The sequence below is a fragment of the Cobetia sp. L2A1 genome (assembly GCF_009796845.1).
In the GTDB taxonomy this organism is placed as follows: Bacteria; Pseudomonadota; Gammaproteobacteria; order Pseudomonadales; family Halomonadaceae; genus Cobetia.
Genome location: NZ_CP047025.1, coordinates 2,967,744 through 2,994,598 on the forward strand (window position 1 = coordinate 2,967,744; position 26,855 = coordinate 2,994,598).

The window sequence follows — 26,855 nt, forward strand, 5'->3', positions numbered from 1 at the left end:
CCTTTGTTGTCTGTCGCGCGTCAGCCCACCCTGACTGACGCACGTTGTTCTCGCCGCGAGATCGGCAGACCACTGTGGAAGCGGAAGGAAGAATCGGGGGTTTCGATCAATTCCTGTTCCACTGCACGTAGCACCGCGAGACGGGGTTCGAGTGGTTCGTTGGCATAGTGTTCTGCCAATATGAGGTAATCCTCATAGTGGCGTCCTTCTGACTTAACCAAAGTGCGATAGAACTTTGCAAGCTCTGGCTCAAGATAAGGAATCAGGCATGCGAAGCGCTCGCAAGATCTGGCCTCAATCAAGGCACCGATCAGCAGAATATCCACCAGTCGTTCGGGGTCCTCATCTCTTACCTGCTGACGTAATTTTTCAGCATAACGGGATGCCTTGATATGACGATAGACGATTCCGCGCTGCTCCATCAGACCCACGACCTGTTCGAAGTGCAAAAGCTCTTCTCGGGCCAGTTGGGACATCTTGGTCAACAACAGAGGCCTATCCACATAGCGATACATCAGGCTCATCGCAGTAGACGCGGCTTTCTTCTCGCACTGAGCATGATCAATCAGCAGTAGCTCAGGGTTCTCAAGCGCCGCTTCTATCCAACTCAGCGGCGTGCGGCAAGGTAAAAAGGCCAATAACGACGCAGGCAGCAAGGCATCGGTATCCTCAACGCCAGGGCCTTCCGGCGCTGCAATATCGCAAGGCATACCATAAGTCGCGGGAGTTTCACGCGTTTCAGCCAAGGGAAGGCCAGAATCCATCGTCAACGTCATGGTGTCATCTATCGAATCAGTCATCGCGTCAGTCTTTTTTTTCAGGCGCCCACTCCCTGACGGAAGTAGACATCTGGTTATCTGAATTCATTTCATTATCGGCGCGTCTAGTAGCTTCCACCATGATTTCATCGTTTATCCGCGAAAAAAGGCGTTCCGGATCAAGTTTATTGCCTGTTTCGCGCACCGTAAGACCATAGGCCTCGAGATCACGAATACGAGTACGGCCAACACGTAGAAGCTCTACCGCACGCGATAGCGCCGATTGCTCGTGACGAAAGCGGATACGGTGCCGCTCCATCTGAGCTGTCAGTACGGCCTCGTCGTGAACGATCAACCAGCGCGCTGCCACATGACTGCGTAACGCATCCAATTCAGACATTCGGTGCGCACGCTGCTCGCTATCGTAGCCGAACCAGTCAAGGATCTCGTGATCGTGGCGCTGACACCCTCGACAGACATTGTCACCGACAGTGGTAGAGCAAACCCCGACACAGGGAGAAAGAATACGACTCATGATGCCCTCGACGTGCGGCGGAAAAAGTTGAGCAAGCACATGACGTCATCATACCGCGCTCGCCCTGCCCTCAACAGTCGTCAACCTGACACAGGAAATCGTCCGAAAATCTGACGCCAAACAAATGCAATATCAGCATGTTATCTCTATTCAAGCGACCAAAGTCGCAGCTGGTGTCAGAGGGTGATCCTTAACATTGTCGACAAAGTTGAGTAGACTCCGTTTCGCCTCGTAGCGCCTGACTTACTCGCGATAAGACGCTTGATTTACCCGCAAGAAGCCTCGAGATGCTCCGCTGTCCGTCCCGTGATGACTGGCCAGCGCATCTCGACACGATTACAGATGAGGGTCTCCCACGTGCTTGAAGCCTACCGTCAACAGGTTGAAGAACGCGCCCAGCAGGGCATCCCGGCGAAGCCGCTGACCGCAGAGCAGACCGCTGATCTGGTCGAACTGCTCAAGAATCCGCCAGCCGGTGAAGAAGAGTTCATTCTTGACCTGTTCACCAACCGCATTCCCCCGGGCGTTGATGAAGCCGCTTACGTCAAGGCTGGCTTCCTGACCGCCATCGTACGTGGCGAAGCCTCCTCACCGCTGATCGACAAGACTCACGGCGCCAAGCTGCTCGGCACCATGCAGGGCGGCTACAACATCGCCACGCTGGTCGAGCTGCTGGACGACGAAAGCCTGGCCAAGGAAGCCGGCGAGCAGCTCAAGCACACCCTGCTGATGTTTGAGGCCTTCCACGACGTCGCTGATCGTGCCAAGGCGGGTAACACCGTCGCTCAGGAAGTCCTGCAGTCCTGGGCCGATGCCGAGTGGTTCCTGTCCAAGCCTGCACTGGCTGACAAGATCTCTCTGGCCGTCTTCAAGGTGCCTGGCGAAACCAACACCGACGATCTGTCCCCGGCGCCTGATGCCTGGTCACGTCCGGATATCCCGCTGCATGCCAACGCCATGCTCAAGAATCCGCGTGAAGGCATCGAGCCGCAGGAAGAAGGCGTTACCGGCCCGCTGGCACAGATCGAAGACGTGAAGTCCAAGGGCTTCCCGGTCGCCTACGTCGGTGACGTGGTCGGTACTGGCTCCTCACGCAAGTCCGCCACCAACTCGGTGCTGTGGTTCTTCGGCGATGACATCCCGTTCGCACCGAACAAGCGTGCCGGCGGCTTCTGCTTCGGCAACAAGATCGCACCGATCTTCTTCAATACCATGGAAGATGCCGGCGCCCTGCCGGTTGAAATGGATGTCGACAAGATGGCCACGGGCGATGTCATCGACATCTTCCCGTACGAAGGCAAGGTCTGCCGTCACGACAGCGACGAAGTGGTCTCTACCTTCTCGCTCAAGACGCAGGTGCTGTTGGACGAAGTGCGTGCTGGTGGCCGTATCCCGCTGATCATCGGTCGCGGTCTGACCGACAAGGCACGTGCCGAGCTTGGCCTGGACGCTTCTGACGTCTTCCGCCTGCCGGAACAGCCGATAGATACTGGCAAGGGCTTCACCCTGGCACAGAAGATGGTCGGCAAGGCCTGCAACATGGTCGGCGTGCGTCCTGGCATGTACTGCGAGCCGAAGATGACCACCGTCGGCTCCCAGGACACCACTGGCCCGATGACCCGTGACGAGCTGAAGGATCTGGCATGTCTGGGCTTCCAGGCCGACCTGGTGATGCAGTCCTTCTGCCACACCGCCGCCTATCCGAAGCCGGTCGACGTCGAGACTCACCACACCCTGCCCGACTTCATCATGAACCGCGGCGGCGTCTCCCTGCGTCCGGGCGACGGCATCATCCACTCGTGGCTGAACCGCATGCTGCTGCCGGATACCGTCGGCACCGGCGGTGATTCCCACACCCGCTTCCCGATGGGCATTTCCTTCCCGGCGGGTTCTGGTCTGGTCGCCTTCGCCGCCGCCACTGGCGTGATGCCGCTGGACATGCCGGAATCCATTCTGGTGCGCTTCAAGGGCGAGCGTCGTCCGGGTATCACCCTGCGCGACCTGGTGCACGCCATCCCGCTGTACGGGATCAAGCAAGGCCTGCTGACCGTCGACAAATCCAACAAGAAGAACGCCTTCTCTGGCCGCATTCTGGAAATCGAAGGTCTTGAAGATCTGACTGCCGAGCAGGCATTCGAGCTGTCCGATGCCTCTGCCGAACGCTCTGCCGCTGGCTGTACCATCACGTTGTCTGATGCAAGCGTGACCGAGTACCTGACCTCCAACGTCACCCTGCTCAAGTGGATGATCAGCAATGGTTATGGCGATGCTCGTACCATCGAGCGTCGTATCGCTGGCATGGAAGAGTGGCTGGCCAACCCGAGCCAGATGCGTGCCGACAAGGACGCGGAATACGCCGAGATCATCGAGATCGACCTCGCCGAGATCGACCAGCCGGTGCTGTGTGCGCCGAACGACCCGGATGACGCTCGTGTGCTGTCCGACGTCGCCGGTCAGAAGATTGACGAAGTCTTCATCGGCTCGTGCATGACCAACATTGGTCACTTCCGCGCGGCAGGCAAGCTGCTTGAGAAGCAGCCGGCTGGCAGCCTGAAGACCAAGCTATGGCTGGCACCGCCGACCAAGATGGACCAGCATCAGCTGACCGCAGAAGGCTACTACGGCATCTACGGCCGCGCTGGCGCACGCATGGAAATGCCGGGCTGCTCACTGTGCATGGGCAACCAGGCACGTGTGGCTGCCAAGTCCACCGTGGTGTCCACTTCCACGCGTAACTTCCCGAACCGTCTGGGTGATGGCGCCAATGTCTTCCTGGCCTCTGCCGAACTGGCCGCCATCGCCGCCGTCATCGGTCGTCTGCCGAGCGTCGAGGAATATCAGGGCTACATGGGCGAATTCGATGCCATGGCCGGCGAGATCTATCGCTACCTGAACTTCCATGAGATCGAAGAGTACCAAAACGCCGCTTCCAACGTGATTCCGGTCACCCAAGAAGCCTGATCAGTCGGGGCGCCTTGAGTCAACACAAGGCGCCCCTCTGACAGCAGCGCAAGCAAGTTTTCGCAACACAACGAAACGGGCCGCCCCCTCAGGGACGGCCCGTTTTTTCGTGCCTGTTGCTCAGTCGATTCGATTCAACCAACAGGACGTCTTGACATGCTTAGAACTTGTAGCCGACTGAGGCAGTGAACGCATCTACCTGGTAATCGCTGTCGAAGTCATAACGCTCATACTCGGCACGAATCAGGAACGGATCCAGATTGACCTGCGCCCCTGCCCCATAGACCGGATCGAAGCCATCGTTGTCCTTGAGGTCAACACTGGAGTTGCCCAGGTTGCCATCGACATCGGTTTCCCACTTGGCCATACCGGCCTTGGCGAACAGTGAGAAGTACTGACCAATCGGCAGGATACCGACGACATTGACCCCGTAGGCCTTGGATTTGAGATCGGTGTTGCCGAAATCGTTACCCTTGAGCTGGACGGTACCTAGATCGGTATAGAACGCTTCAGTGGCGAAGTACGGGTTGTACTGATAGCCCACGAAGGCCTTGTAGACGTTGTCATCGTCATCGACATCAAAGTCTTCACTGCCTGACTCGATGAAATCACCGGCATCATCGGAATCATCATTCTCCAGGCTAGAGAAGCCCGTACCCACACCGATGTAGAGCCCCTCGGCGGTGTTGTCAGCTGCATTGGCGTGACCGCTCAAGGCCAGAGCCAGCGCAGCGAAGGATACAGAGGCCAGCGGGGCGGCCAGAAGGCGTGACTTGATCATGTAATGCTCCTTGATCCAGAAGGCTCCTCCACGAGGAACCACCGAGGAATAAGTCGGCAGGAACATCCTCTGCCGGTGGCGACACCTGCATCGTGGTAGATATAGAACAGTGTTTCAAGAGTGGATTTTTCGAGACTTTTGCTGTCGCCAGCCAGATACATCAACTTTCACTCATTCTCGTGGAACGCGTTAGACCCCGCGCTGCCTCACAGGTGCAAAGCCTTGCCAACTGGGGCATTCTTTGAGTGTGGCAGTGCAGCAACCCGACGGAAAGATAAACTACATTCTCCGAGGCCGACAAAGAGGCCTGAATCGCACAAGGAGCCAGACATGACGCATCCCTTTTCCACACCCGATCTCTGCGACGAGTTCCCCGAAGTTCAGGTACTTGATCCGCTCTTCATCAACTTTGGGGGCGTCGAGTCCTTTGGTGGTGAAGTCGTGACTATCAAGTGCTTCGAAGACAATTCACTGGTCAAGGCAGCTGTGGCCGAGCCCGGGGCCGGTCGCGTACTGGTCGTCGATGCGGGGGGATCAATGCGCTGCGCCATGCTGGGCGATATGCTCGCCGAGCAAGCCTCCAAGAGTAGCTGGGCTGGCGTCATCATGTATGGCTGCATTCGTGACGTGGATGAGATCCATGCCACGAATCTCGGCGTTCAGGCACTGGGCTGCTACCCGCGACCCAGCATCAAGCGCGGCGAAGGTCAGCGCGATGTACCGGTCACCTTCGCGGGCGTCACCATCGTGCCAGGCGATTACCTCTATGCTGACAACAACGGTATCGTCACTGCCAAGCAAGCCCTGATACGCACTCAGCCCACGCCCTGACCCCTGTCTTACCCGTATCTGAGCTGCAATGAAAACGCCCCCGCAACCAGACTGGCTGCGGGGGCGTTTTCATGTCTGGCAGCCGCTGATCTGGCCACACGTTCGATGCTGAGCATCCAGCATTGAATACTCAGCGCTCAGCGTGCGTTGGCAGGCTCGGCGACAGCGCTGTCCTTTGCAGTGTCGGCGAGAGCATCATCTGCACGCGCAAAACGATCCACCACCGCCGCGCAGGCCGCATCACCGGTGATGTTTAGCGCGGTACGCGTCATGTCAAAGATACGATCCAGGGCGAACAGCAGCGGCAAGCCTTCAATGGGGATGCCAGCTGCCAGCAACACCGCCACCACCAGAAACGACGGCCCCGGCACACCGGCCTGGCCGATGGCGCCCAGGGTGGCGGTGAACACGATGGCCGCATAAGCGGAGAAGCCGAGCTCCACATTGAAGACCTGGGCGAAGAACATCGCGACAAGTCCGTAATAGATGGCATTGCCGCTCATGTTGATGGTCGCGCCCAGCGGCAGCACGAAGGCCGTGGTGGCGTTCTTGAGGCCCAACTCCTTCTCGCAGACTTCCATGTTGACCGGTAGCGTCGCCATGGAGGACGCGGTGGAGAGTGCCACAGCCTGCGGCTTCTTCATCGCTGACATAAAGCGACCCAGCGGCACATCGGAGCCGAACTTGACGATCAGCGGGTAGAACACGAAGCCGTAGATGAGGATGGCGCCCATGTAGACGAGGAACAGCTTCATCACCAGCGTCAGTACATCAAAGCCGAAGGTGCCCACTGCATCTGCCATCAGCCCGAAGACACCGATCGGCGCGATCAGCATCACGACGTTGATCATCCACACGAAGGCTTCGATGACGGTGTTCAGGCCTTCGATGAGCGGCTTGCCGCGCTCACCGGTCTTGGACAGGCCAATGCCGAGGAACAGGCAGAAGACCAGAATCTGCAGGATGTTGGCATCGTTCAATGCGCCAAAGATATTGGTCGGAATCATGCCCAGAAGAGTGTCCATCACGCCCGGTACCGCGCCCTTGTCAGCATAGGCATTGGAGAACATCCCTTTGGCGCTATCGAGATCTACCCCGCTGCCCGGCTGGAAGATGTGTCCCATCACCAATGCCAGCAAGACTGCCACGGCGGAGGTGAGCATGAAGAAGGCAAAGGTAGACAGACCAATCTTGCCTGCCGAAGGACTATCACCCAGATTTGCGGCACCCGAAATGATCGAGACGGCGATCAGCGGTACCACCAGCATCTTGATCAGATGAATGAAGAGCTCACCCAGCGGTGCAAACATGGAGGCACTCTCGCCCATGTAAGCCCCTACACCTGCGCCCAGTACCATGGCGATGACCACCTGGACGCCAATGTTCTTCCATAGAGACTGTTTCACGTTACGACTACCTTAGATTTTGTCCGAAAAGTCGGTTGCTACACACCGTCGTATGGCTGGCTACCGGTGAGGCTTGCCATCGTCGCCACCAATGATCTTGTGGTCAGTGGGGTGGCAGGGATTATAAAGGACTGCCTTTCTTACATAAGTCAGGAAGATACTCATTTAGTCGCGCTTTCGAGATCATTTTGTTGCTATTTGTTAAGAAACAACGAGAAATGACGGATCCATTCGCCATTGGTCTAAGGCAGCTACGCCGTGTTGCTTCATTCCTGACAGGGCCCTCAGCCTGACCAGATATTCAGTTTCTGCGCCCTGAAATGAAAAGCGCCCATTGCACATAGGTGCAATGGGCGCTTTTCATTTCAGGGCGCCGGGTACTGACATCCGGCTTACCCTTTCAGCAGAGAAAGGGCATTACGCCAGCTCTTTGTCCGCCAGCATGAACCAGGTTTCCAACACGGAATCCGGGTTGAGAGAGACGCTGTCGATACCCTCTTCCATCAGCCACTTGGCTAGCTCAGGGTGATCCGACGGCCCTTGACCACAGATGCCAACATACTTGCCCTGTGCCTTGCAGGCACGGATCGCCATCGACATCAGCTGCTTGACTGCCGGATTCCGCTCATCGAACAGGTGAGCCACGATACCGGAGTCGCGATCCAGACCTAGCGTCAACTGAGTCAAATCGTTGGAGCCGATGGAGAAACCATCGAAGTGCTCAAGGAACTGATCCGCCAGCAATGCGTTGGTCGGCAGTTCGCACATCATGATGACGCGCAGACCATTCTCGCCACGGACCAGACCATTCTCGCCCATCAACTTGATGACCTGCTCCGCCTCACCAACGGTGCGCACGAAGGGCACCATGATCTCGACGTTGGTCAGCCCCATCTCGTCGCGGACACGCTTGAGCGCACGGCATTCCAGATCGAAGCAGTCACGGAAGGCTTCGGAGACGTAACGCGAGGCACCACGGAAGCCCAGCATCGGGTTCTCTTCACCCGGCTCATACATCTTGCCGCCGATCAGATTCTCGTACTCGTTGGACTTGAAGTCCGACATGCGCACGATGACTTTCTGCGGATGGAAGGCAGCTGCCAGTGTGGAAATGCCCTCGACCAGCTTGTCGACGTAGAACTCGACCGGACTTGTGTAGCCGGCAATGCGTGCATCGATAGTCTGCTGCAGCTCAATCGGCAATGTAGCGTAGTCAAGCAGTGCCTTGGGGTGCACCCCGATCATGCGATTGATGATGAACTCGAGACGCGCCAGGCCCACGCCAGCATTCGGTAAGCGCGAGAAGCTGAAGGCGCGGTCCGGGTTACCGACGTTCATCATGATCTTGAACGGAATCTCCGGCATTTCGCTGACGCTGGTCACAGTGCGATCGAAGTTGAGGATGCCGTCATAGACGTGACCGGTATCACCTTCGGCACAGGACACCGTCACTTCGCGACCTTCTGCAAGCACAGCTGTCGCATCGCCACACCCGACGACGGCCGGAATACCCAGCTCACGCGCGATGATGGCTGCGTGGCAGGTACGTCCACCACGATTGGTAACGATGGCAGAGGCACGCTTCATGACGGGTTCCCAATCCGGGTCCGTCATGTCGGTGACCAGCACATCGCCGACCTGCACCTTGTCCATCTGCTCCGGGCTTTCGATGATGCGTACGGCCCCCTGGCCGATGCGCTGACCGATGGCACGCCCCGTCACAAGCGTGCGGCCCTTCTCGCGCAGCTGGAAGCGCTCGAGATTGCCGCCCTCTTCCTGACTGACCACAGTTTCCGGACGTGCCTGCACGATGTAGAGCTTGCCGTCATCACCATCACGCGCCCACTCGATGTCCATCGGACGCTGGTAGTGCTTCTCGATGGTCAGTGCCTGACGCGCCAGCGCTTCGACATCGTCATCACTGAGGCAGAAACGATGGCGGTCTGCTACCGGCACATCCACCGTCTCGACCGAGCGGCCTGCACTGGTGTCATTGGTGTAGATCATCTTGATCAGCTTGGAGCCCAGATTACGGCGCAATACCGCCGGGCGACCGGCTTCCAGCGTGGTCTTGTGGACGTAGAACTCGTCAGGGTTGACCGCGCCCTGCACCACGGTTTCGCCCAGGCCCCAGGAGCCAGTCACGAAGACGGCGTCACGATAGCCAGATTCCGTATCCAGCGTGAACATCACGCCAGAGGATGCCGTTTCAGAGCGAACCATCTTCTGAATGCCGGCGGACAATGCCACCAGCGAATGATCAAAGCCCTTGTGCACGCGGTAAGAGATGGCACGGTCGTTGAACAATGACGCGAACACCTCGTGTACCGCACGTTTGATGTTGTCGAAGCCTTCAATGTTGAGGAAGGTTTCCTGCTGACCTGCGAAAGAAGCATCCGGCAGATCTTCCGCGGTTGCGGAGGAACGTACCGCCACTTTCAGATTCGGGTGGCGAGCCTGCAGCTCGCTGTAGGCACGTGCCATCTCGGCTTCAAATGCCGGCGGCAGCGGCGTATCGATGACCCACTGACGAATCTCGGCACCGACACGGGCCAGTTCCACCACATCGTCCACATCCAGCGCGTCAAGCGCTGTATTGATCCGCGTGTTCAGCGACTCGTGCTCAAGGAATTCACGATAGGCGAAAGACGTAGTGGCAAAGCCGCCAGGCACGGTGACACCGGCATCCGCCAGATTGGAGATCATCTCGCCAAGCGAGGCATTCTTGCCGCCAACGCGATCAACATCGTTCATGCCGAGCTGATCGAAATCGATGACGTATTCGGATGTGGCTTGCTGTGACAAGGGAACCCCCTGGTACCAATGGATAGGAACAGTGACGCTGAGAACTTGCGAATCCTGCCTGCGAGCCAGAGAACGAATCAATAGTGGCTCGACAGCCGACAGGAAGGGTTTTCAACCTGCCAGCGGCGCATGTCAGGGGCGGCATCAACAGCGCACCCGAAGCGGCGATGCAGCCACCCTAACAAGCCCCCTCTAGCATTAGCCATTAGTCTAACCGGCTAGTCAGTGGAGGAGGACTACAACCCTGCGGCTCAGACGTGCGTAATGTCGCCAACGTCGGCGAAAATTCAGGTAATCGATATTTCTCAGCTACAGGAATGTAGTTTCGGCGGTAAATATGCATGAATGAAGAACAATGATTTCCACTCTGGCAACCCCATGACTCAGCAGGATATTGCAAGGTCGCCAGTGAACGCCGACACTTGGGTCTTCATTCGGGGACAGCCTGCGCCGGCACGTACCCTCTTCGCCCTTCACGAGTGCCTCTCATGACCCGAACCGCCTTCTTCATTTCCGACGGCACCGGCATCACTGCCGAGACACTGGGACGCAGCCTGCTGGCCCAGTTCGAGAACACCGATATTCGCATGATAACCAAGCCTTATATCGACTCCACCGAGAAGGCGACGGCACTGGTCAAGGCCATTGAAAGCGCTCATGCCAACGACGGCGAGCGCCCGATCATCATCGATACCATCGTCGACGATGAAGTACGCAACATCATCTCGGGGTCTTCCGGTTTCAAGGTCGATATCTTCTCCACCTTCCTGAAGCCACTGGAAGAAGAGCTGGATACCCGCTCGTCCTACAGCGTCGGCAAGACGCATTCCATCGGACAGGACGATGTCTACATGAATCGTATCGATTCGGTGCATTTCGCGTTGGACAACGATGATGGTGCCCGCACGCATCAGTATGACAAGGCCGATGTGATCCTCGTGGGTGTCTCACGCTGCGGCAAGACACCGACGTCTCTGTATCTGGCGCTGCAGTTCGGCATTCGCGCCGCCAACTATCCGCTGACAGAGGATGACCTGGACGACTCCGGCACCCTCAAGATGCCGGCGGCTCTGGCCCAGTACCGTCACAAGCTGTTCGGCCTGACCATCGACCCACGTCGTCTGGCAGCCATCCGGACTGAACGCCGTCCCAACAGTCGTTACTGCTCGATTGACCAGTGCCTGCAGGAAGTTGAGCAGACCGAGGCGCTGTTCCGCCGCTCCAAGGTGCCCTACATCGACACCACGCGCTTCTCCATCGAGGAAATCTCGACGCGCATGATCGCCGAGACAGGGTTGGCGCGCCGCTTCTCACCGCGCTAGGCCAGCGATTCCAGTTTCATGATCATCGGCGGATCTCTGACCGCCCTCACCCCCACGACACAACACTCTCACGCAGGAAGTCTCGTCATGTTCAAGACCAATCATTACTTCGATGGCCAGGTAGCCTCCATCGCCTTCCAGACCGCAGATCTACCGGCCACCGTCGGTGTCATGGGCATCGGCGAATTCGTGTTCTCCACCAGCCAGCGCGAGTACATGACGCTGATCAGTGGTGACATGCAGGTACTGCTGCCGGGCGCGGAAGAGTGGTACCAGCTGGCGGCCGGGGAAAGCTTCATCGTCGAAGCCAACCAGAGCTTTGAGGTCCGCACCACGGTCGAATCTGCCTATCTGTGCAAGTACGAAGACGCCTGATCAGCTCGGATATCGCGCTGATGAAAAAAGCCGCTGCAGCCCCCTTGAAGGCTGTAGCGGCTTTTCGTTGATAGGCCGAAGTCCGTGTGACAGGTCAAGCTCGACGACGACGCTTCAGTACCGTACGAAGCGCCAGATAACTGATACCCGCCATCAGCAGATAACTCACCGCCACCCCGACAAAGATGCCGACCACGCCATGAAGCGTCCCACCCAACCAGGCCAGCGGCACCAATAGTGCAAATAGCCGGATCAACGAGAGCGACATTGCACGCCTGGGTTTATGCAGTGCATTGAGGCTGGAATTGGCGAGAATGATCACCCCTTGCGCGCCCAACGCCGCCGGAATCAGCCAGAGATACGTACTGACCAGATCTGCGACTTCATCAGACTCGGCGAAGCGTGCTGCTATCCAGTCACCACTCAGTCCCAAGCCCAGCCAAACTGCCAGCTGCCAGACGAGGATAAAGCCCAACACGCCATGAACGGCCCGCCATACGCGCGCCTGCTGACCTGCGCCATCGTTCTGGCTGATGAAAGGTGACAACGTCATCGACAACGCCAGCACCAGAATCAATGCCAACGATTCGATACGCGAGCCTATGCCGTAGGCAGCTACAGCTGCGTGGCCATGCTGGCTGACAATACGCGTCACCAGTGCTGTCGCGATCGGCGTCATGACGCTGGTCATGGCAGCAGGTAGACCTATTGCACCCACCTCGCGCCAGGATGCCATCAGGCGCACGAAGCTCATCCGCCGAATGTCCAACCGTGCGCGCAGCATGGGCAGCGCCAACAAGCCCAATGTCATCGCCAACCAGGACAGTACGGTCGCCAATGCAGCCCCCGCCACGCCCATGCCATGCCACTCGCCGATGCCAAAGATAAGCAGTGGATCAAGCGCGGCATTGAGAAGCCCCGCCGCCGCCATGACCAACGACGGCACCAGCGTGTTGCCCTCAGCGCGCAACACACTGCCTAGCACACGAGGGAGCAGCACGAACGGCGCACCGAAGTACCACACATGCATATAGTCCTGGATATGTGGCATCAGGGCATCATCCGCCCCCAACAACCGAAACAGAGGCGCAATACTCACGAGTCCCACAACGCCCAACACGACCCCCAGCAATAATCCGAGCAGGCTGGAGTCAGTGGTCCGCGCGCGTACGGTCTCGATGTCACCACGACCCAACCGCCGCCCAACGACTGCCGTCGTCCCGATAGACAGGCCGATGGCAATGCTGATGACCCCAAAGGTGACGGGGAAGGTAAAGGTCACTGCTGCCAGTTGTGGTGTGCCTAGTTGAGCGATAAACCAGGCATCGACCAGATTGAACAACATCATGGTCACGATGCCGCCGATGACCGGCCCAGTCATGCGCGCTAGCGTCGACGCGATCGGGTCACGTATCAGATCGCGTCGACTCCGCGATGCAGGGATGGCATCAGTAGCACCAGCGCCAATAGAAGAAGAGGAAATGGGTGTGACAGGGTCAGACATGCAGGCTCCGGACAGAAAACGGCCCCGCCAGACAAGATGCCTGCGGAGCCACGTAGTGTAAGACATCACTCTGCCAAGAGCAGTTCCCGCTGAAAAGTCCCGGTGCTTATTCACTTTTCAGCGCCCGGCTAGTTGCCCTGCATGAAGGGTGATACGACCTCCCCTCCTGCTTCACGCCATGCAGCGAAACCACCGCTGAGATGTGCGACCGGCCCAAAGCCCATGTCCTGCAGCGCCTTGGTCGCCAGCGCCGAACGCAGTCCACCAGCGCAGAAGAGGACATAGCGACCCGAGCGAGCAAACTCAGCACGGTGATAGGCCGAGGCCGGGTCAACCCAGAACTCGAGCATGCCACGTGGGGCATGGATGGCATCCGGTACACGCCCCTCACGCTCAAGCTCGCGGACATCGCGGATATCCACCAACGTCAGCGGCGTACCGCCACTGCGGGCCTCTTGCAACGCAACGCGTAGCTCATTGACCGACAACGTCTCCACCTCGGCATTAGCCGAAGCCACTAACTCACTTACCGGTCGAATCATGACGACTCCTCTTGTGCCCTGCTGTGGCGATGAGACTTGGCCACCCTCATGCGTCAGCTTCACCCATGCGATAGAAGCGCTGGATACTTGAGAAATCCAGTCGTCCTGCACCCTGCGCCGCATGCTGTACGAACAGATTACGCGCCTGAGCCCCCATCGGCACCGCCGACTTGGAGCCCAGCGCCATTTCCCAGGCAAGTCCCAGATCCTTGGCCATCAGATCCACCAGGAAACCGCCCTGATAATCATGGGATGCCGGCGCAGCCTCCATCACACCCGGCCACGGGTTATAGACATTCAGCGCCCAGTTGCCACCGGAAGACTGCTTCATGACCTCTGACAGCACGGCAGGATCAAGGCCATTCTTGACGCCCAGCGCCAGTGCCTCCGCCGTGCCACTCATCAGAATGCCCAGCAGCATGTTGTTACAGATCTTGGCCACCTGACCGCTACCGGCAGGGCCAGCATGAAACAGATTCTTGCCCATTACCTCAAGCAGCGGCAAGGCGCGTGCATAGGCATCAGCCTCACCGCCGACGATGAAACTCAAGGTACCAGCGCGCGCACCAGCGACACCACCGGAGACCGGCGCATCCATGAAATCAATACCGCGCTCAGCAGCGTGGCTAGCCACCAGCCGGACATCATCAGGGGCGATGGTCGAGGCATCAATGACCAACACAGAACTATCAAGCACTGCCAGCAGGCCACCGTCGCCGTCTTCCTTATCGCCCAGATAAAGCCTGCGGACGTGCTGCCCCGCCGGTAACATGCTGATCAACACCTCGACGCCGTCACAGGCATCTTGAGGAGAGGTGGCGCGCTTGGCACCCGCCTCGGTCAGTACCGTCATGGCTGACTCAACCAGATCAAACACCTTAACGGGATGGCCAGCCTTGACCAGGTTGAGGGCCATCGGCCCGCCCATATTGCCAAGCCCGATGAATCCGATGGACGTCATGGCGTTACTCCTTGTTTTTATAATGACGAGTAGTGCAATGGCGAAATATTGATAGCCGCCATATCAAAAAGCGGTGTCTTGAAGATGCTGCCGCTGCCCTATGAATTCAGAATCAACCGCACTTACAGATCTGCTAACGGATGCTCGTCTTCCTCCCACAGCGGCGCGAAGAAGCCATCGATATATTCTTCCGACACCTCAGCGATTCCGCGATAGGCCCACTGTGGTTGCTTATCCTTGTCAATCAATAGCGCACGCACGCCCTCGGCAAGCTCGGTGCCCAGGCAGCAGCGGACGGAGAGCGTCAGTTCATCACGGAAGGCTTCAGCCAAGGAGGAGTGACGATGACGAGACAACATGCGGAACACTAGATGCGGTGAGCTGGGGCAGCCTGCTGCGAGTCGCTCGCGATTGGCATGTAGCCAGGCATTACAGTCCTTGCGTGCTTGCGGATCATCGAGAATCTGCTGGCAGGCTTGTTGCACTTCTTGACCCGCGACCAATTGCTGCAGGTGATCAAACAGCGGCGCGACTTGCGCAGGGGGTGCCAACTCGCGCCGCTCGAACTCGCTCAGCACCCGGCCAAGATGGCGCGACGGATGACGACCGAATTCGCCATCGCACAATGCCTGTTTGAGCGCCTCACGCTCGCCGTCGGGAATCAGCCGCGTCGCCATGCCGAGATCCAGAGCATCACGGGCATTCAGTTGCGCGCCGGTCACACCGAGGTACTCGCCCAATCCCCGTGGTAGACGATTCAACACCCAGCTGGCACCGACATCCGGATACAAACCGATACTGACTTCCGGCATCGCCAACCGTGATGTCTCGGTGACCACGCGCTCGCTACCGCCCGTGAACAGCCCCATGCCACCGCCCATCACGATACCGCCACCCCAGACCAGCAGTGGCTTGGGAAAGGTATGTAGACGGTGATCCAGTCGATACTCCGCCGTGAAGTAACGGGTGGCAAAGAAGTCTTCGAGCGCTTCAGCATCACTTGCCTCGCCTGCAGGCGCTGTCGTCATCGCCTGATAAAGCGCCACGATATCGCCGCCAGCACATAGCGCCCGTTCGCCGGCACCTTCCAGCCATAACATGGCGATGTTGCTATCGAGCTCCCATGCATCCAGTTGCGCCTCGATGCGTTCAATCATCTCAAGCGACAGCGCATTCAGCGCACGTGGCGCATTGAGCCGAATGATAGCAAGCTGCTTGCCATCACCTGCGCGACGAGTCTCGAAGACAACACAGGCATCAGCGGCGGCTACCGATGTACTGCTCACCCCTTCGATATGGCTCATGACGTCTTTCTCCCTTTGCCCTCGCCGCTGGTCACCCACTGAGGCGCACGTTTCTCGAGGAAAGCACTGACGCCTTCCTTCTGATTAGGATCATCGAATAGCTCGACGAACAGCTCACGCTCCATACGTAGACCATCGCTCATGCCGCGGTGACGTGACGACATGATCAACGCCTTGCAACGTGCCACGGCGCTCGGACTCTGATTGGCGACACTCTCGGCAATGGCCAATGCGCGCTCAAGGCTCTGTCCCTTCTCGACCACCTCTTCCGCCAGCCCAATGCGCCCCGCCGTCTCACCATCCACCTGCTCACCACACAGGATCATGCGCTTGGCCCAGCCCTCGCCGACCAGCCACGGCAGATGCTGAGTACCGCCTGCACACGGCAACAGGCCAACCTTGGCCTCCGGCAATGCCAGAGTGGCTTGGCGCTCGACGATGCGAATATCACAGGCCAGCGCACATTCCAGCCCACCGCCCATGGCATAGCCGTTGACGGCGGCAATCGTGACGCCCGGGAAGTTGGCCAGTCGCTCGAAAGCCAGCCCGAAACGGCGCGCCATTGTCGAAGCTACGCCCTTGTCGCCCCCGGCAAAGGTCTTGAGATCAGCACCAGCAGAGAAGAACTTGTCGCCTTCGCCCGTAATCACTACTGCACTCATACTGCCGTCGCGCTCCAGCTCATCGAGCAGCTGCTCCAACTCGATCAGCGAGGCTTCCGTCCAGGTATTGGCGGGCGGGTTGTTGATGGTGACTCGGGCAATATGACGGTCCTTCTCGAGAACGAGGCACTGGTTCTGTCGCTGACTGCGCTGCGTTTGACTGGATGACATCGCGTAACCTCTCCAAGAATTGCATCGAATTGATAACAGAATATCCAGCACTCAGATCAGTGACTCGATCATGCCTGGCGTCATCAAACGACGCGCAATGATCAAACGCATGATCTCATTGGTGCCTTCCAGAATCTGGTGCACCCGGGTATCGCGTACCAGGCGCTCCAACGGATACTCACGGATATAACCGTAGCCGCCATGCAGCTGCAGCGCCTGATTACAGACCTCAAATCCCATGTCGGTCGCAAAGCGCTTGGCCATCGCACAATGGGCGCTGGCCTCGGCATCCCCTTCATCGAGCTTGAAGGCTGCCAGCCGCACGAGGGTACGTGCCGCCGTCAGCTCGGTGGCCATGTCAGCCAACTTGAATTGCAGTGCCTGGAATTGAGCTAACTCACGCCCGAACTGCTTGCGCTCACCGAGATAATCACGCGATAGCTCCAGCGCCTTCTGCGCCGCCCCCAACGAGCAGGTAGCGATGTTGATACGGCCACCATCCAGCGCCTTCATAGCAAAGCGGAAGCCCTCACCCTCTTCACCCAGTCGGTTGATGACTGACACACGGACACGATCCAGATTCACCAAGCGGGTCGGCTGGCTATTCCATCCCATCTTCTCTTCTTTCTTGCCGTAGCTGATGCCATCTGCATCAGCGGGTACCACGAAGGCAGAAATACCACTCGCGCCGCTGTCTGGTGCGCCGGTGCGCGCCATCACTACCAGCACGTCAGTAGCACCTGCGCCGGAGATGAACATCTTGGAACCGGTCAGGTAGTAGTCATCACCTTCACGCTCAGCACGGGTGCGCAGGCTAGCGGCATCACTGCCACTCCCCGGCTCGGTCAGGCAATAGGAGCCCAGCTTTTCCCCACTGACCATCGCCGGCACCCACTGCTCACGACAGGCGTCACTGGCGAAGCTTGAGATCATCCAGCCCACCATGTTGTGAATGGTGATGTAAGCAGTGGTGGAGATACAGCCAGTCGCCAACTGCTCAAGAATGATGGAGCTATCGAGGCGTGGCAGGCCAAGCCCGCCATGCTCTTCGGCAACATAGAGCCCCATGAAGCCCGCTTCGCCGGCCAATCGGAGTGTATCGACAGGGAAGTGGGAGGTGGCATCCCACTCTGCGGCGTGGGGGGCCAGTTCTGCATCAGCGAAGGCACGCGCGCCTTCTTGCAGGGCACGCTGATCATCGGTGAGAGAAAAATTCATGCCAGTGTCTCCTGTCGTTCCTGGGAGATGATGGAAGCGTCAGATTGGCTCGCCCAAGGGCTCTCCACTCCTTCTGGAAAGCCCTGAGCAATGTTTTGGAAGAGGTTCGCCATCAGCGCATCTGGATGGAAAAGTTCGGCTGATTGCCATCGGCAGGCTCATCATCGAACCAGCGTGCCGTCACTGTCTTGGTCTCGGTATAGAAACGCACCGCTTGCTTACCGTAGGCATGCAGATCACCAAAGAAGCTGCCGCGCCAGCCAGTGAAGGAGAAGAACGGCAGCGGCACGGGAATCGGTACGTTGATCCCCACCTGGCCAACGGCGATCTCGTTCTGGAAGCGCCGTGCCGCACCGCCGGAGCGGGTGAAGATGGAGGTGCCATTGCCGTAAGGATTGTTGTTGATCAGCTCGATGGCCTCAGAGAGATTCGCCGCCTCCATGCAGCACAGTACTGGCCCGAAGATTTCCTCACGATAGAGCACCATCTCCGGCGTCACCTTGGAGAACATGCACGGCCCCAGCCAGTTGCCATCAGGATAGCCCTCGACAGAAATGCCACGGCCATCCAGCAGCAGCTCGGCCCCTTCTTTTGCACCTTGTGCGATCCAGCCAGTGACACGCTCCAGCGCCTGCGGTGAAATCAGTGGCCCGTAGCTGGCACCCTTGTCATTCCAGGCACCGGGGCGCACTTCAGCCAGCGCAGCACGCACGCGCTCGATCAGTGCCTTGGAATCGCCGACGAATACCGCGACGGAAATCGCCATGCAACGCTGACCTGCAGCGCCGACACTGGCTCCCACCAACGCATTCACCACCTGGTCTGCCGGGGCATCCGGCATGATGACCATATGGTTCTTGGCACCGGCAAAGCACTGGGCTCGCTTCAGATTATCCGTCGCCGTGCGGTAGATATGCTGGCCGACCGGCACTGAACCAACGAAGCTGACGGTGCGCGGAATCTCATGCGCCAACAGATGATTGACCTGATCACGCCCCCCCTGCACGACCGTCAGGATGCCTTCAGGCGCACCGGCTTCCATGAATAGCTCCGCCAGGCGAAGTGTCGTCAGCGGGACCTGCTCCGAGGGCTTGAGAACGAAGGCATTGCCACAGGCGATGGACAACGGGAACATCCACAGCGGTATCATGGCGGGGAAATTGAAAGGTGTAATGCCCAGACAGACGCCCAGCGACTGAGTGATCGAGTAGCTATCGATACCGGTGGCGACGTTTTCCACCGTTTCCCCCATCATCAGGCTCGGAATGTTCGCGGCGTGCTCGACCACCTCGATGCCGCGCCAGACATCGCCCTTGGCATCGTCGAATGTCTTGCCCAGTTCATGAGAGATAATCTCGGCCAGCTCGTCATGATGCTGCTTGAGCAGATGCTGATAGCTGAGCATCAACCGGGCACGTGTCGGCACCGGCGTATTGCGCCAGCGCATGAAAGCCTGCTCAGCGAGTACCAATGCATCATCCAGCTCGCTCATCGGTGTAAGCGGGACTCGTGCAACTTCGGTATTGGTCGCTGGGTTGGTGACACTAATGTGTTGTTCAGCGGCGCTTTCCACAAACTGACCATTGATCAGTTGTGGCAGTACCAGTGATTCACTTTCGCCGGCAACGACAGCGCGCAGGCGTGGCAGCAGGTTGAGTGCGCCGCTTGCAGTAGACGTGGAGTGGGACGAAGACATGGCGTGGCGTTCCTATGACTGTTGTTGTTAGGGAGGACGGCTACGTGCCGCTCTTCATTACACGGACGGGCGTGAGAAGATGCGACCTGACTCAACCTAGCATCTGCTTGGTTGGAAGCAAATACTATTACCCTTTACGTTAACGTAAACAATGCTAGGCTGTAGAAAAATGAGGCCAGACGCCGTTGGCAGCCACAGCGCATGGCAAGAAATCTCTTGCTGTGCGAATCGCAAACGGAGCGGCAGTGCCCATGACAGACACGATGACTCAACACCTTTCCCTGGATACCCCGATGGATACCTCTTCAGAGCCTAGTGCTCCAGACCCGGTGGCAGAAGCCGCACTTGTCGCCCACGAGGATGGCCTGCTGAGCAGCACGACTGCCGGCATTGGCATCCGTCCCAGTCAGCGCACCTGGAGTATCGGTGAGCTGGCGCGTCACTTTGATGTGACCACCCGCACTATCCGTTTCTATGAACAGGAAGGCCTGCTACACCCGGAGCGTCGTGGTCAGACACGTGTCTATCGCGACAAGGACCGCGTGCGGTTGAAGCTGACGCTGCGCGGCAAACGATTAGGTTTCTCACTGGCCGAGATTCGTGAAGTGGTCGACCTTTACGATGCTGCCGACGGCGGCGGAGAGAAGCAACTGACGCGCTTGCTCGGCATCCTGAGAGAGAAACGCGAAGGGCTTGAACGCCAACTGAACGACCTCACCATCATGCAGCGTGAGCTTGATGACGTGGAAAGTCGTGCCCGAGAAGCGCTCTCGCGCTTGAAGACAGATGAGTAAAGCCGTCACTTGCAGAACGCATTAGCACATCATCCGTGAAGTAAGGCGTCTGCAAGAATTGACGCGAGAATGGATGCAAGAATTGATGCAAGAATTCAGGCCATGATTGACACATGAGCTGAAGAAAACCGGGCGCCGCCGGAGAGCGGCCCTGTAGTGACTGCCGCTAGTCACCAATACCCAATGACCCAGTACAACCCGCCTGACGGCGACTCCCCCTGCACAGCCTTGCCACGCCAATAACAACCAAGGATACAGGACTGCACCCATGCCACAGGACACCATTGCTTCACGTCAGCTCGCCTCATTCAGCGCTCAAGATGCAAGCTATCTGAGCGCGACTTCCGACACGCCACTAATGGGTGAAACCATCGGTGACTGCCTTGATCGTATCTGTGCCACCTACCCCGAGCGTGACGCGCTCATCAGTCGTCACCAGAATCTGCGTTACCGCTGGTCTGAACTACATCAAGAGGTTGAGCGCGTCGCACGCGGGCTTCTGGCGATGGGTATCACGCGCGGTGATCGAGTCGGCATCTGGTCACCCAACCGCGCAGAATGGACACTGATTCAGTACGCTACCGCCAAGATTGGCGTGGTATTGGTGAACCTCAACCCTAGCTATCGCGGCCATGAACTGGCCTATGCACTCAAGCAATCCGGGGCAGCGACACTGCTCTTCCAGGCGAGTTTCAAGGGCTCCGACTATGTGGCGATTCTCGAGGAACTATTCCCCGAGGCTACTTCTCCCCAGGGCCGCGAGGGCATCAGCAATGCTGCACTGCCTGAGCTAAAGCGACTGATCTGCTTTGAAGCCGGCGATGCACTGCCCGGCATGTTGCATTGGCAAGATGTATTGAACGGCGCCGACAAGGTGCCGCATGAGGCGATGCTCGAGATTCAGCGCAGCCTGACCTTCGATGATCCGATCAATATCCAGTACACCTCCGGCACGACCGGTGCCCCCAAGGGCGCCACACTCTCGCATCACAACATTCTCAATAACGGCTTCTTCGTCGCAGAGCGCATGAATCTGAGCGAACACGACAAGCTGGTGATGCCGGTGCCGCTCTATCACTGCTTCGGCATGGTCATGGGCAACCTGGGATGCCTGACACACGGTGCAGCCATCATCTATCCCGAGGCGGGTTTTGACCCACTGGCGACACTCCAGGCTGTCAGCGAAGAAGGCGCTACCGCCATGTTCGGCGTACCGACCATGTTCATTGCCGAACTTGAGCACCCACGCTTCAGCGAGTTTGATCTATCAAGTCTGCGTACCGGCACCATGGCTGGCTCCATCTGTCCGATCGAAGTCATGCGCCAGGTGATCGAGCGCATGCACATGAGCGAAGTCACCATTGCCTACGGCATGACCGAAACCAGCCCGGTGAGCCTGCAGACCACTCGTGAAGCCCCTCTCGAAAAACGCGTTTCCACCGTCGGCACCCTGCACCCGCATCTGGAAATCAAGATCGTCGATCCCGAGACAGGCCGTGTGGTACCGCGTGGAGAAAAGGGGGAACTTTGCACCCGAGGCTACAGTGTGATGCTCGGCTACTGGAATAACCCCGAGGCCACTACCAAGGCCATCGACAGTGGGCGTTGGATGCATACCGGCGACCTCGCTACGCTGGATGAAGAGGGCTACGTGACGATCGTCGGGCGTATCAAGGACATGATCATCCGTGGTGGCGAGAACATCTATCCACGTGAAATAGAGGACTTCCTCTATATGCATCCGGCGGTATCGGATGTGCAGGTTATCGGTGTACCCGATGAACGTTATGGCGAAGAAGTGATGGCATGGGTCAAGCTTAAGGAAGGTGAACACCTTGATGCACAGGGCCTTAAAGACTTCTGTCAGGGCCAGATTGCGCACTTCAAGGTGCCGCGCTATATCAAGTTCGTCGATGAATTCCCGATGACCGTGACCGGCAAGATTCAGAAATTCAAGATGCGCGAGACCGCGACCGCTGAGCTGGGGCTAAAGGAATGAGCGCCGATATCAGTCGTGGCACCGTAAAAACGAGAGCAGAACGAGGTGCACCTCCGCCCGGCCACGAACCACGACCGGCCGGAGGATGAGATGACAGAAGACTATCGTGCGCAAGAGCCCGGTGGCTCATCCGCACGTCACCTGAAGATGGCCTGTGATCAGGTATCTCACTACGCTGCGGCTAGCCGCCATGCTGCACTCGATATGGCACTGGAGGCACTGCTGGACGCCTATCCTGCTGGTGAGGTACCAGTCACGGCGCTGGCCGGATTGGACCAACTCCACCTGGGCGGTGTCGGAAGCACTCGCGAATTGCTGGCATTGGCCAAACTGCAGAAGCCTCCCTCTACCACTCCACTCAAGATTCTGGAGCCCGGCGCCGGGCTAGGCGGACTGGCTCGCCATCTGGTGAGTCAGTCCGTCAGTGACGGCACTCGGCATCACGTCACCACACTGGACCTCTCGGATAATCTCTGCCAACTGGCGATTGGCCTTAACAGAGCCACGGGACTCCGTGAGCACATTCGTGTGCTTGAAGGCGACGCCTGCTATCCCAAGCTGCACCCTGCATTACTTGGCCAGCGCTTTGATCGGGTGATAAGCCAGCATCTGCTGGTGCATCTCAGCGACAAGCCTGGTGTGCTGACACAATGGCATGACTGTCTTGAAGATGACGGCTACCTCATCCTGCATGAACCCGTGCTCAGCGTGCAGGCACAAGCCTTCGGTGAGCGACCGAACCTGCCGGTGCCATGGGCGCTGACATCGCGGGCCGATCAGCTCGCGACCTGTGAAGAGCTCCAGGAAGCGATGGCCAACAGCGGATTTGAAGTCGACACGCATATCGAGCTGACCGAACAGGTACTCGCCTGGCAAGCACGTCGCCAGCAGCATGCCTGCTCCTCACATCAGACCGCAGACACTGAAGACCAGCTCGGCAGCCGAGACATACGCGATGAACTAGCGTTATCAAGCGCCATGCTTGCCGCGAGAGCATTGACCCCCGAATTGATCTTCGGCCCGATGTTCGCACTGATGCAACGCAACATCGCGCAGGCACTGGAAGCTGGCTGGCTGGAGGTACATCTGTGGCGGTTGCGCAAGCGTCCTGCCCAGCGTGCATCAAATGCCGGCCACCCTCGCCTCTGACAAGAAAAAGCCAAGAAATGAGCACTATGGTAAAAATTAGGAAACAGCGCTCTAAAATTGCTGGCGTCCCGTTGCGTCAACCGTTACTCTTGCAAGCACAGTCCCGTTCGGGGGATAAACCGTTCTTTACCCGTCGGCATGTGAGGGTAGATATGCACTCCATGACGACCGCACTGACGCGTGTTCTTTCATTGCCCACGAATCAGCGCACAGTTTCCCGATGCTCGCGCAATGTTTCTCCGGGAATCTGTTCATCAAGGAGGTGATCTGATCAATCAGCTCCGACTGCATCAAAGATTCCTTAACGGGAAAACCGAAAGGGCCTCCACTTGGAGGCCCTTTTTTTATGCTGCTTCCTGAGTCAGTAGCCCGCGCTGGTCATACCTGCCACGCTGCCAGCGCCTTCAAGTGAACCCGACGTGCCTGGCCCGGCGTGACTGCCGCCAGCTGGACACGTGTCCCCGGCACACATTGGCCCAGTTGCGCGCATGCCAGCGGCGTCAAGGCACCGATACGCGGGTAGCCACCGATGGTCTGGCGATCATTGAGCAGCACGATCGGCTGGCCATCAGCCGGCACCTGCACCGCGCCCAACGGAATCCCTTCCGAGACCATGCCGGCACCTTCGCGCTCCAGTCGTGGGCCGGTCAGACGCACCCCCATACGGTCAGCGCGGCCATCCACGACCCAGTCACTGTTGAAGGCGCGATAGAGACTATCGCCGCTGAATTCGGCGATCTGCGCACCCACCACTAACGGCAGAATGATCGCCGTATCCTTGTCGGCAGGCGATAGTCCTGTCTGCCAATCCAGAGCAACTTGCGGCAACGTGCGCAAGCACAATTCGTTGCTGGCGGCACGTAGCTCATCGCCGCTGGCCAGCGCGCGACCTTCACCGCCCAAGCCGCCAAGCCCATCTCGCACCACGCAGGCAACACTGCCCAACACCGGCGCCACATCCAGCCCGCCCGCAAAGGCGAGATAGGCTCTCAGGCCTGTGACAGGGCGTTCGAACTTGAGTACCTGGCCTGCCGTTACCGTAAATGCCCGACCGGGCAACAGTGGCTCACCATCGAGGGTCGCGGCAAGATCCGCCCCATGCAGGGCCAGAGTGCCCGCTTGCTCGACCTTCAAGCTCAACCCACCCCCCAGGGTGATCTCGAGCGCCGCCGCGTCGGGTGCATTGCCCAGCAACCAGTTGGCCCACCCCAGTGAGACCCAATCGGCAGCTCCGCCTTGTGTCACACCAAGATGACGTACACCGAGACGCCCGCCATCCTGTACCAGCGCCAATGCACCGCTTCGCTCGACACGTAAAGTGGCCACGCTTTCTACTGCTGATGCGGCACTCATGAGCGCTCCTCCAGCGGGGTGACATCGCCGCCCAGGCGGACAAATTCCTCACGGCTGATCGAAACGAATCGGACTCGATCACCGGGCATGAAAAGACTTGAGGGCTCGCCGGCAGCGTTACGTCCGAACAGCGTCAGCGGCGTGCGACCGAGGATATTCCAGCCTCCTGGCGAGCGGGAGGGATAGATGGCCGTCTGGCGATCGGCGATACCGACACTGCCCGCCGCCACCTTCTGACGCGGTGTCTTGAGGCGCGGCGTGGTCAGCGCCTCTTCCAGCACGCCCATGAAGGCGTAACCCGGCGCAAAGCCCAGCGCGAACACGCAGTAATCATGTGCGCAATGTCGCTCGATCAGCGCCTCGACGCTGATGCCAAGACGCGTGGCAATCGGTTCGAGTTCTGGCCCGACACTGTCGTCGTACCACACGGGGACTTCGTGAAGCTGGCCCTGCTGGCCGCTATCGGGCGCTAGATCTTCAAGCGCCTGAGAGACCCGTGCACGCGCCTCGCTCTCCTCCAGCTTCGCCACATCGTAGTGCAGCAGCAAGGTGGTGTAGGACGGCACCAGATCAATCAACGCTTCTCCGAACACTTGGCGCAGCGCGCTATCTGCTGCCAGCACCCACCCCATGTTGGACTCTTCAATACTGTCGAACAGCCGCACGATCAGCGTATCCATGCCGACGGTTTCCAGGCGCAGTTCAGGACGCATCTCTTCTGAGTGCCCTTCCAGACCTGCCATCAGGCACCCGCCAGCATATCAAAGGCTTCACGTATGGCGCGTACCGCTGCGACTGATTCGGCATTGTCACCATGTACGCACAGCGTATCGGCCGACAGCACCAACTGGCCGCCACTGCTGTCAGTCAGCGCTTCGCCACGTGCCAATGTCACTGACTGCGCGATGATCACCTCGCTGTCGTGATGTACGGCGCCAGGTTCGCGACGTGAGACGAGATGGCCACGTGAGTCATAGGCGCGGTCAGCAAATGCCTCGAACCACAGCGTGATGCCCATCTCATCGGCGAGTGCCTGCATCGGTGCAGGATTGGCGGTCGCCATCACCATCAGCGGCAGGCTGGCGTCGTAACGCACCACGGCCTGCATGACGGCACGAAGCAGGATCGGATCAGCAGCCATGTCGTTGTAGAGCGCGCCATGCGGTTTCACATACTGGATACGTGTGCCTTCGGCGCGGCAAATACCCTCCAGCGCACCAATCTGATACAGCAGCATGTCTTCCACTTCAGCAGGCGAGCAAGCCATGGAGCGACGCCCAAAGCCTTGCAGGTCCGGATAGGCGGGGTGCGCACCAATGCGAACGTCATGCTGGACGGCAAGACGCACGGTGCGGCGCATGATGGTCGGGTCTGACGCATGGAAACCACAGGCGATATTGGCGCAATCGACAAAGGGCATCACCTCTTCATCGAGACCGATCTTCCAGTTGCCGAAGCTTTCGCCCATGTCGCAGTTGAGCAAAGGCAGGGAGGGAGCGGAGACAGGGGAACGAGACATAGGGACACCTCACGGTAAGATCTTGTGTGTTGTTATACCTCCACTCTATGTAAGGCCGCACCTCGGTATCCAATCGTATTTTATGATGCGTTATATCGAAGAAATCTTTCATTACCACAAGGCATGAAAGCATAGGGAACTCAGTGCTTGCCCAAATACTGCCGGCATGGTTCTGTTCCTGGATGTCGCCTTGGGTATGCAAGGCCCTG

At 58.5% G+C, this 26,855-nt stretch carries 22 protein-coding genes; 7 read left to right on the forward strand and 15 right to left on the reverse strand.

Going from position 1 to position 26,855, the window contains the following annotated elements:
* Nucleotides 1-20: 20 nt before the first annotated feature.
* Together GQR90_RS12645 and GQR90_RS12650 are read right to left on the reverse strand one after the other, a co-directional pair.
* On the reverse strand, nucleotides 21-710 hold the full coding sequence (locus GQR90_RS12645) for a tRNA-(ms[2]io[6]A)-hydroxylase (protein ID WP_158775498.1): 690 nt from the start codon (nucleotides 708-710) through the stop codon (nucleotides 21-23).
* Nucleotides 711-804: 94 nt separating this feature from the next.
* A complete protein-coding gene (locus GQR90_RS12650; RefSeq protein WP_233266287.1) occupies nucleotides 805-1,293 on the reverse strand; it encodes a DUF1289 domain-containing protein in 489 nt (162 codons plus the stop codon).
* 357 nt (nucleotides 1,294-1,650) lie between these two features.
* Here GQR90_RS12650 and acnB point away from each other — a divergent pair, with 357 nt between their 5' ends.
* A complete protein-coding gene (acnB, locus tag GQR90_RS12655) occupies nucleotides 1,651-4,254 on the forward strand; it encodes a bifunctional aconitate hydratase 2/2-methylisocitrate dehydratase (RefSeq protein WP_158774425.1) in 2,604 nt (867 codons plus the stop codon).
* A 160-nt stretch (nucleotides 4,255-4,414) separates the two neighbouring features.
* Here acnB and GQR90_RS12660 read toward each other — a convergent pair whose 3' ends face one another.
* Complete coding sequence (locus tag GQR90_RS12660; RefSeq protein WP_144727397.1) at nucleotides 4,415-5,035, reverse strand: porin family protein; 621 nt, start codon at nucleotides 5,033-5,035, stop codon at nucleotides 4,415-4,417.
* A gap of 330 nt (nucleotides 5,036-5,365) precedes the next feature.
* Here GQR90_RS12660 and rraA point away from each other — a divergent pair, with 330 nt between their 5' ends.
* Entirely contained in the window at nucleotides 5,366-5,866 is a 501-nt protein-coding gene (rraA, locus tag GQR90_RS12665; RefSeq protein ID WP_158774426.1) for a ribonuclease E activity regulator RraA, read from the forward strand.
* Between the two features lie 137 nt (nucleotides 5,867-6,003).
* On the opposite strand, the gene GQR90_RS12670 is transcribed toward rraA, so the two are convergent.
* A complete protein-coding gene (locus GQR90_RS12670; RefSeq protein WP_199269426.1) occupies nucleotides 6,004-7,272 on the reverse strand; it encodes a dicarboxylate/amino acid:cation symporter in 1,269 nt (422 codons plus the stop codon).
* 417 nt (nucleotides 7,273-7,689) lie between these two features.
* A complete protein-coding gene (gene ppsA / locus GQR90_RS12675) occupies nucleotides 7,690-10,077 on the reverse strand; it encodes a phosphoenolpyruvate synthase (RefSeq protein ID WP_267902032.1) in 2,388 nt (795 codons plus the stop codon).
* Nucleotides 10,078-10,565: 488 nt separating this feature from the next.
* On the opposite strand from ppsA, the gene ppsR reads away from it, so the two are divergent.
* Nucleotides 10,566-11,399, forward strand: coding sequence for a posphoenolpyruvate synthetase regulatory kinase/phosphorylase PpsR (gene ppsR / locus GQR90_RS12680; RefSeq protein ID WP_158774427.1), 834 nt, complete (start codon nucleotides 10,566-10,568; stop codon nucleotides 11,397-11,399).
* A gap of 87 nt (nucleotides 11,400-11,486) precedes the next feature.
* Nucleotides 11,487-11,774: a pyrimidine/purine nucleoside phosphorylase gene (gene ppnP, locus GQR90_RS12685; RefSeq protein WP_158774428.1), complete on the forward strand. Its 288-nt coding sequence runs from the start codon at nucleotides 11,487-11,489 to the stop codon at nucleotides 11,772-11,774.
* A gap of 94 nt (nucleotides 11,775-11,868) precedes the next feature.
* On the opposite strand, the gene GQR90_RS12690 is transcribed toward ppnP, so the two are convergent.
* The 7 genes from GQR90_RS12690 to GQR90_RS12720 form a co-directional block, all read right to left on the reverse strand.
* Nucleotides 11,869-13,278: an MATE family efflux transporter gene (locus tag GQR90_RS12690; protein WP_158774429.1), complete on the reverse strand. Its 1,410-nt coding sequence runs from the start codon at nucleotides 13,276-13,278 to the stop codon at nucleotides 11,869-11,871.
* Between the two features lie 128 nt (nucleotides 13,279-13,406).
* The gene (locus GQR90_RS12695; RefSeq protein WP_158774430.1) at nucleotides 13,407-13,820 is read right to left on the reverse strand and encodes a rhodanese-like domain-containing protein; all 414 of its coding nucleotides are present in this window, start codon (nucleotides 13,818-13,820) and stop codon (nucleotides 13,407-13,409) included.
* A 46-nt stretch (nucleotides 13,821-13,866) separates the two neighbouring features.
* The gene (mmsB, locus tag GQR90_RS12700; protein ID WP_158774431.1) at nucleotides 13,867-14,781 is read right to left on the reverse strand and encodes a 3-hydroxyisobutyrate dehydrogenase; all 915 of its coding nucleotides are present in this window, start codon (nucleotides 14,779-14,781) and stop codon (nucleotides 13,867-13,869) included.
* Nucleotides 14,782-14,903: 122 nt separating this feature from the next.
* Nucleotides 14,904-16,085, reverse strand: coding sequence for an enoyl-CoA hydratase/isomerase family protein (locus GQR90_RS12705; RefSeq protein ID WP_158774432.1), 1,182 nt, complete (start codon nucleotides 16,083-16,085; stop codon nucleotides 14,904-14,906).
* Nucleotides 16,082-16,918 carry an enoyl-CoA hydratase gene (locus GQR90_RS12710; protein WP_158774433.1) on the reverse strand — a complete coding sequence of 279 codons (837 nt, stop codon included), beginning with the start codon at nucleotides 16,916-16,918 and terminating at the stop codon, nucleotides 16,082-16,084. The genes GQR90_RS12705 and GQR90_RS12710 overlap by 4 nt, the downstream gene beginning before the upstream one ends.
* A 51-nt stretch (nucleotides 16,919-16,969) precedes the next feature.
* Nucleotides 16,970-18,136, reverse strand: a complete 1,167-nt coding sequence (locus GQR90_RS12715) for an acyl-CoA dehydrogenase family protein (protein WP_158774434.1) — start codon at nucleotides 18,134-18,136, stop codon at nucleotides 16,970-16,972.
* 112 nt (nucleotides 18,137-18,248) lie between these two features.
* Complete coding sequence (locus GQR90_RS12720) at nucleotides 18,249-19,832, reverse strand: CoA-acylating methylmalonate-semialdehyde dehydrogenase (protein ID WP_158774435.1); 1,584 nt, start codon at nucleotides 19,830-19,832, stop codon at nucleotides 18,249-18,251.
* 365 nt (nucleotides 19,833-20,197) lie between these two features.
* Between GQR90_RS12720 and GQR90_RS12725 the strand changes: the two genes are divergently transcribed.
* From GQR90_RS12725 to GQR90_RS12735, 3 genes are all read left to right on the forward strand, one after another.
* Complete coding sequence (locus GQR90_RS12725) at nucleotides 20,198-20,626, forward strand: MerR family transcriptional regulator (protein WP_325064301.1); 429 nt, start codon at nucleotides 20,198-20,200, stop codon at nucleotides 20,624-20,626.
* Between the two features lie 268 nt (nucleotides 20,627-20,894).
* Complete coding sequence (locus GQR90_RS12730; protein WP_158774436.1) at nucleotides 20,895-22,625, forward strand: AMP-binding protein; 1,731 nt, start codon at nucleotides 20,895-20,897, stop codon at nucleotides 22,623-22,625.
* A 90-nt stretch (nucleotides 22,626-22,715) separates the two neighbouring features.
* Nucleotides 22,716-23,774, forward strand: coding sequence for an SAM-dependent methyltransferase (locus GQR90_RS12735; protein ID WP_158774437.1), 1,059 nt, complete (start codon nucleotides 22,716-22,718; stop codon nucleotides 23,772-23,774).
* Nucleotides 23,775-24,152: 378 nt separating this feature from the next.
* On the opposite strand, the gene GQR90_RS12740 is transcribed toward GQR90_RS12735, so the two are convergent.
* From GQR90_RS12740 to GQR90_RS12750, 3 genes are read right to left on the reverse strand one after another with little or no spacing between them, the layout of a single operon-like run.
* Nucleotides 24,153-25,127, reverse strand: a complete 975-nt coding sequence (locus GQR90_RS12740) for a biotin-dependent carboxyltransferase family protein (RefSeq protein WP_158774438.1) — start codon at nucleotides 25,125-25,127, stop codon at nucleotides 24,153-24,155.
* Complete coding sequence (locus GQR90_RS12745; protein ID WP_233266289.1) at nucleotides 25,124-25,870, reverse strand: 5-oxoprolinase subunit B family protein; 747 nt, start codon at nucleotides 25,868-25,870, stop codon at nucleotides 25,124-25,126. Before GQR90_RS12745 ends, GQR90_RS12740 begins: the two co-directional genes overlap by 4 nt.
* The gene (locus tag GQR90_RS12750; RefSeq protein ID WP_158774439.1) at nucleotides 25,870-26,646 is read right to left on the reverse strand and encodes a 5-oxoprolinase subunit PxpA; all 777 of its coding nucleotides are present in this window, start codon (nucleotides 26,644-26,646) and stop codon (nucleotides 25,870-25,872) included. The genes GQR90_RS12745 and GQR90_RS12750 overlap by 1 nt, the downstream gene beginning before the upstream one ends.
* Between the last annotated feature and the right edge of the window lie 209 nt (nucleotides 26,647-26,855).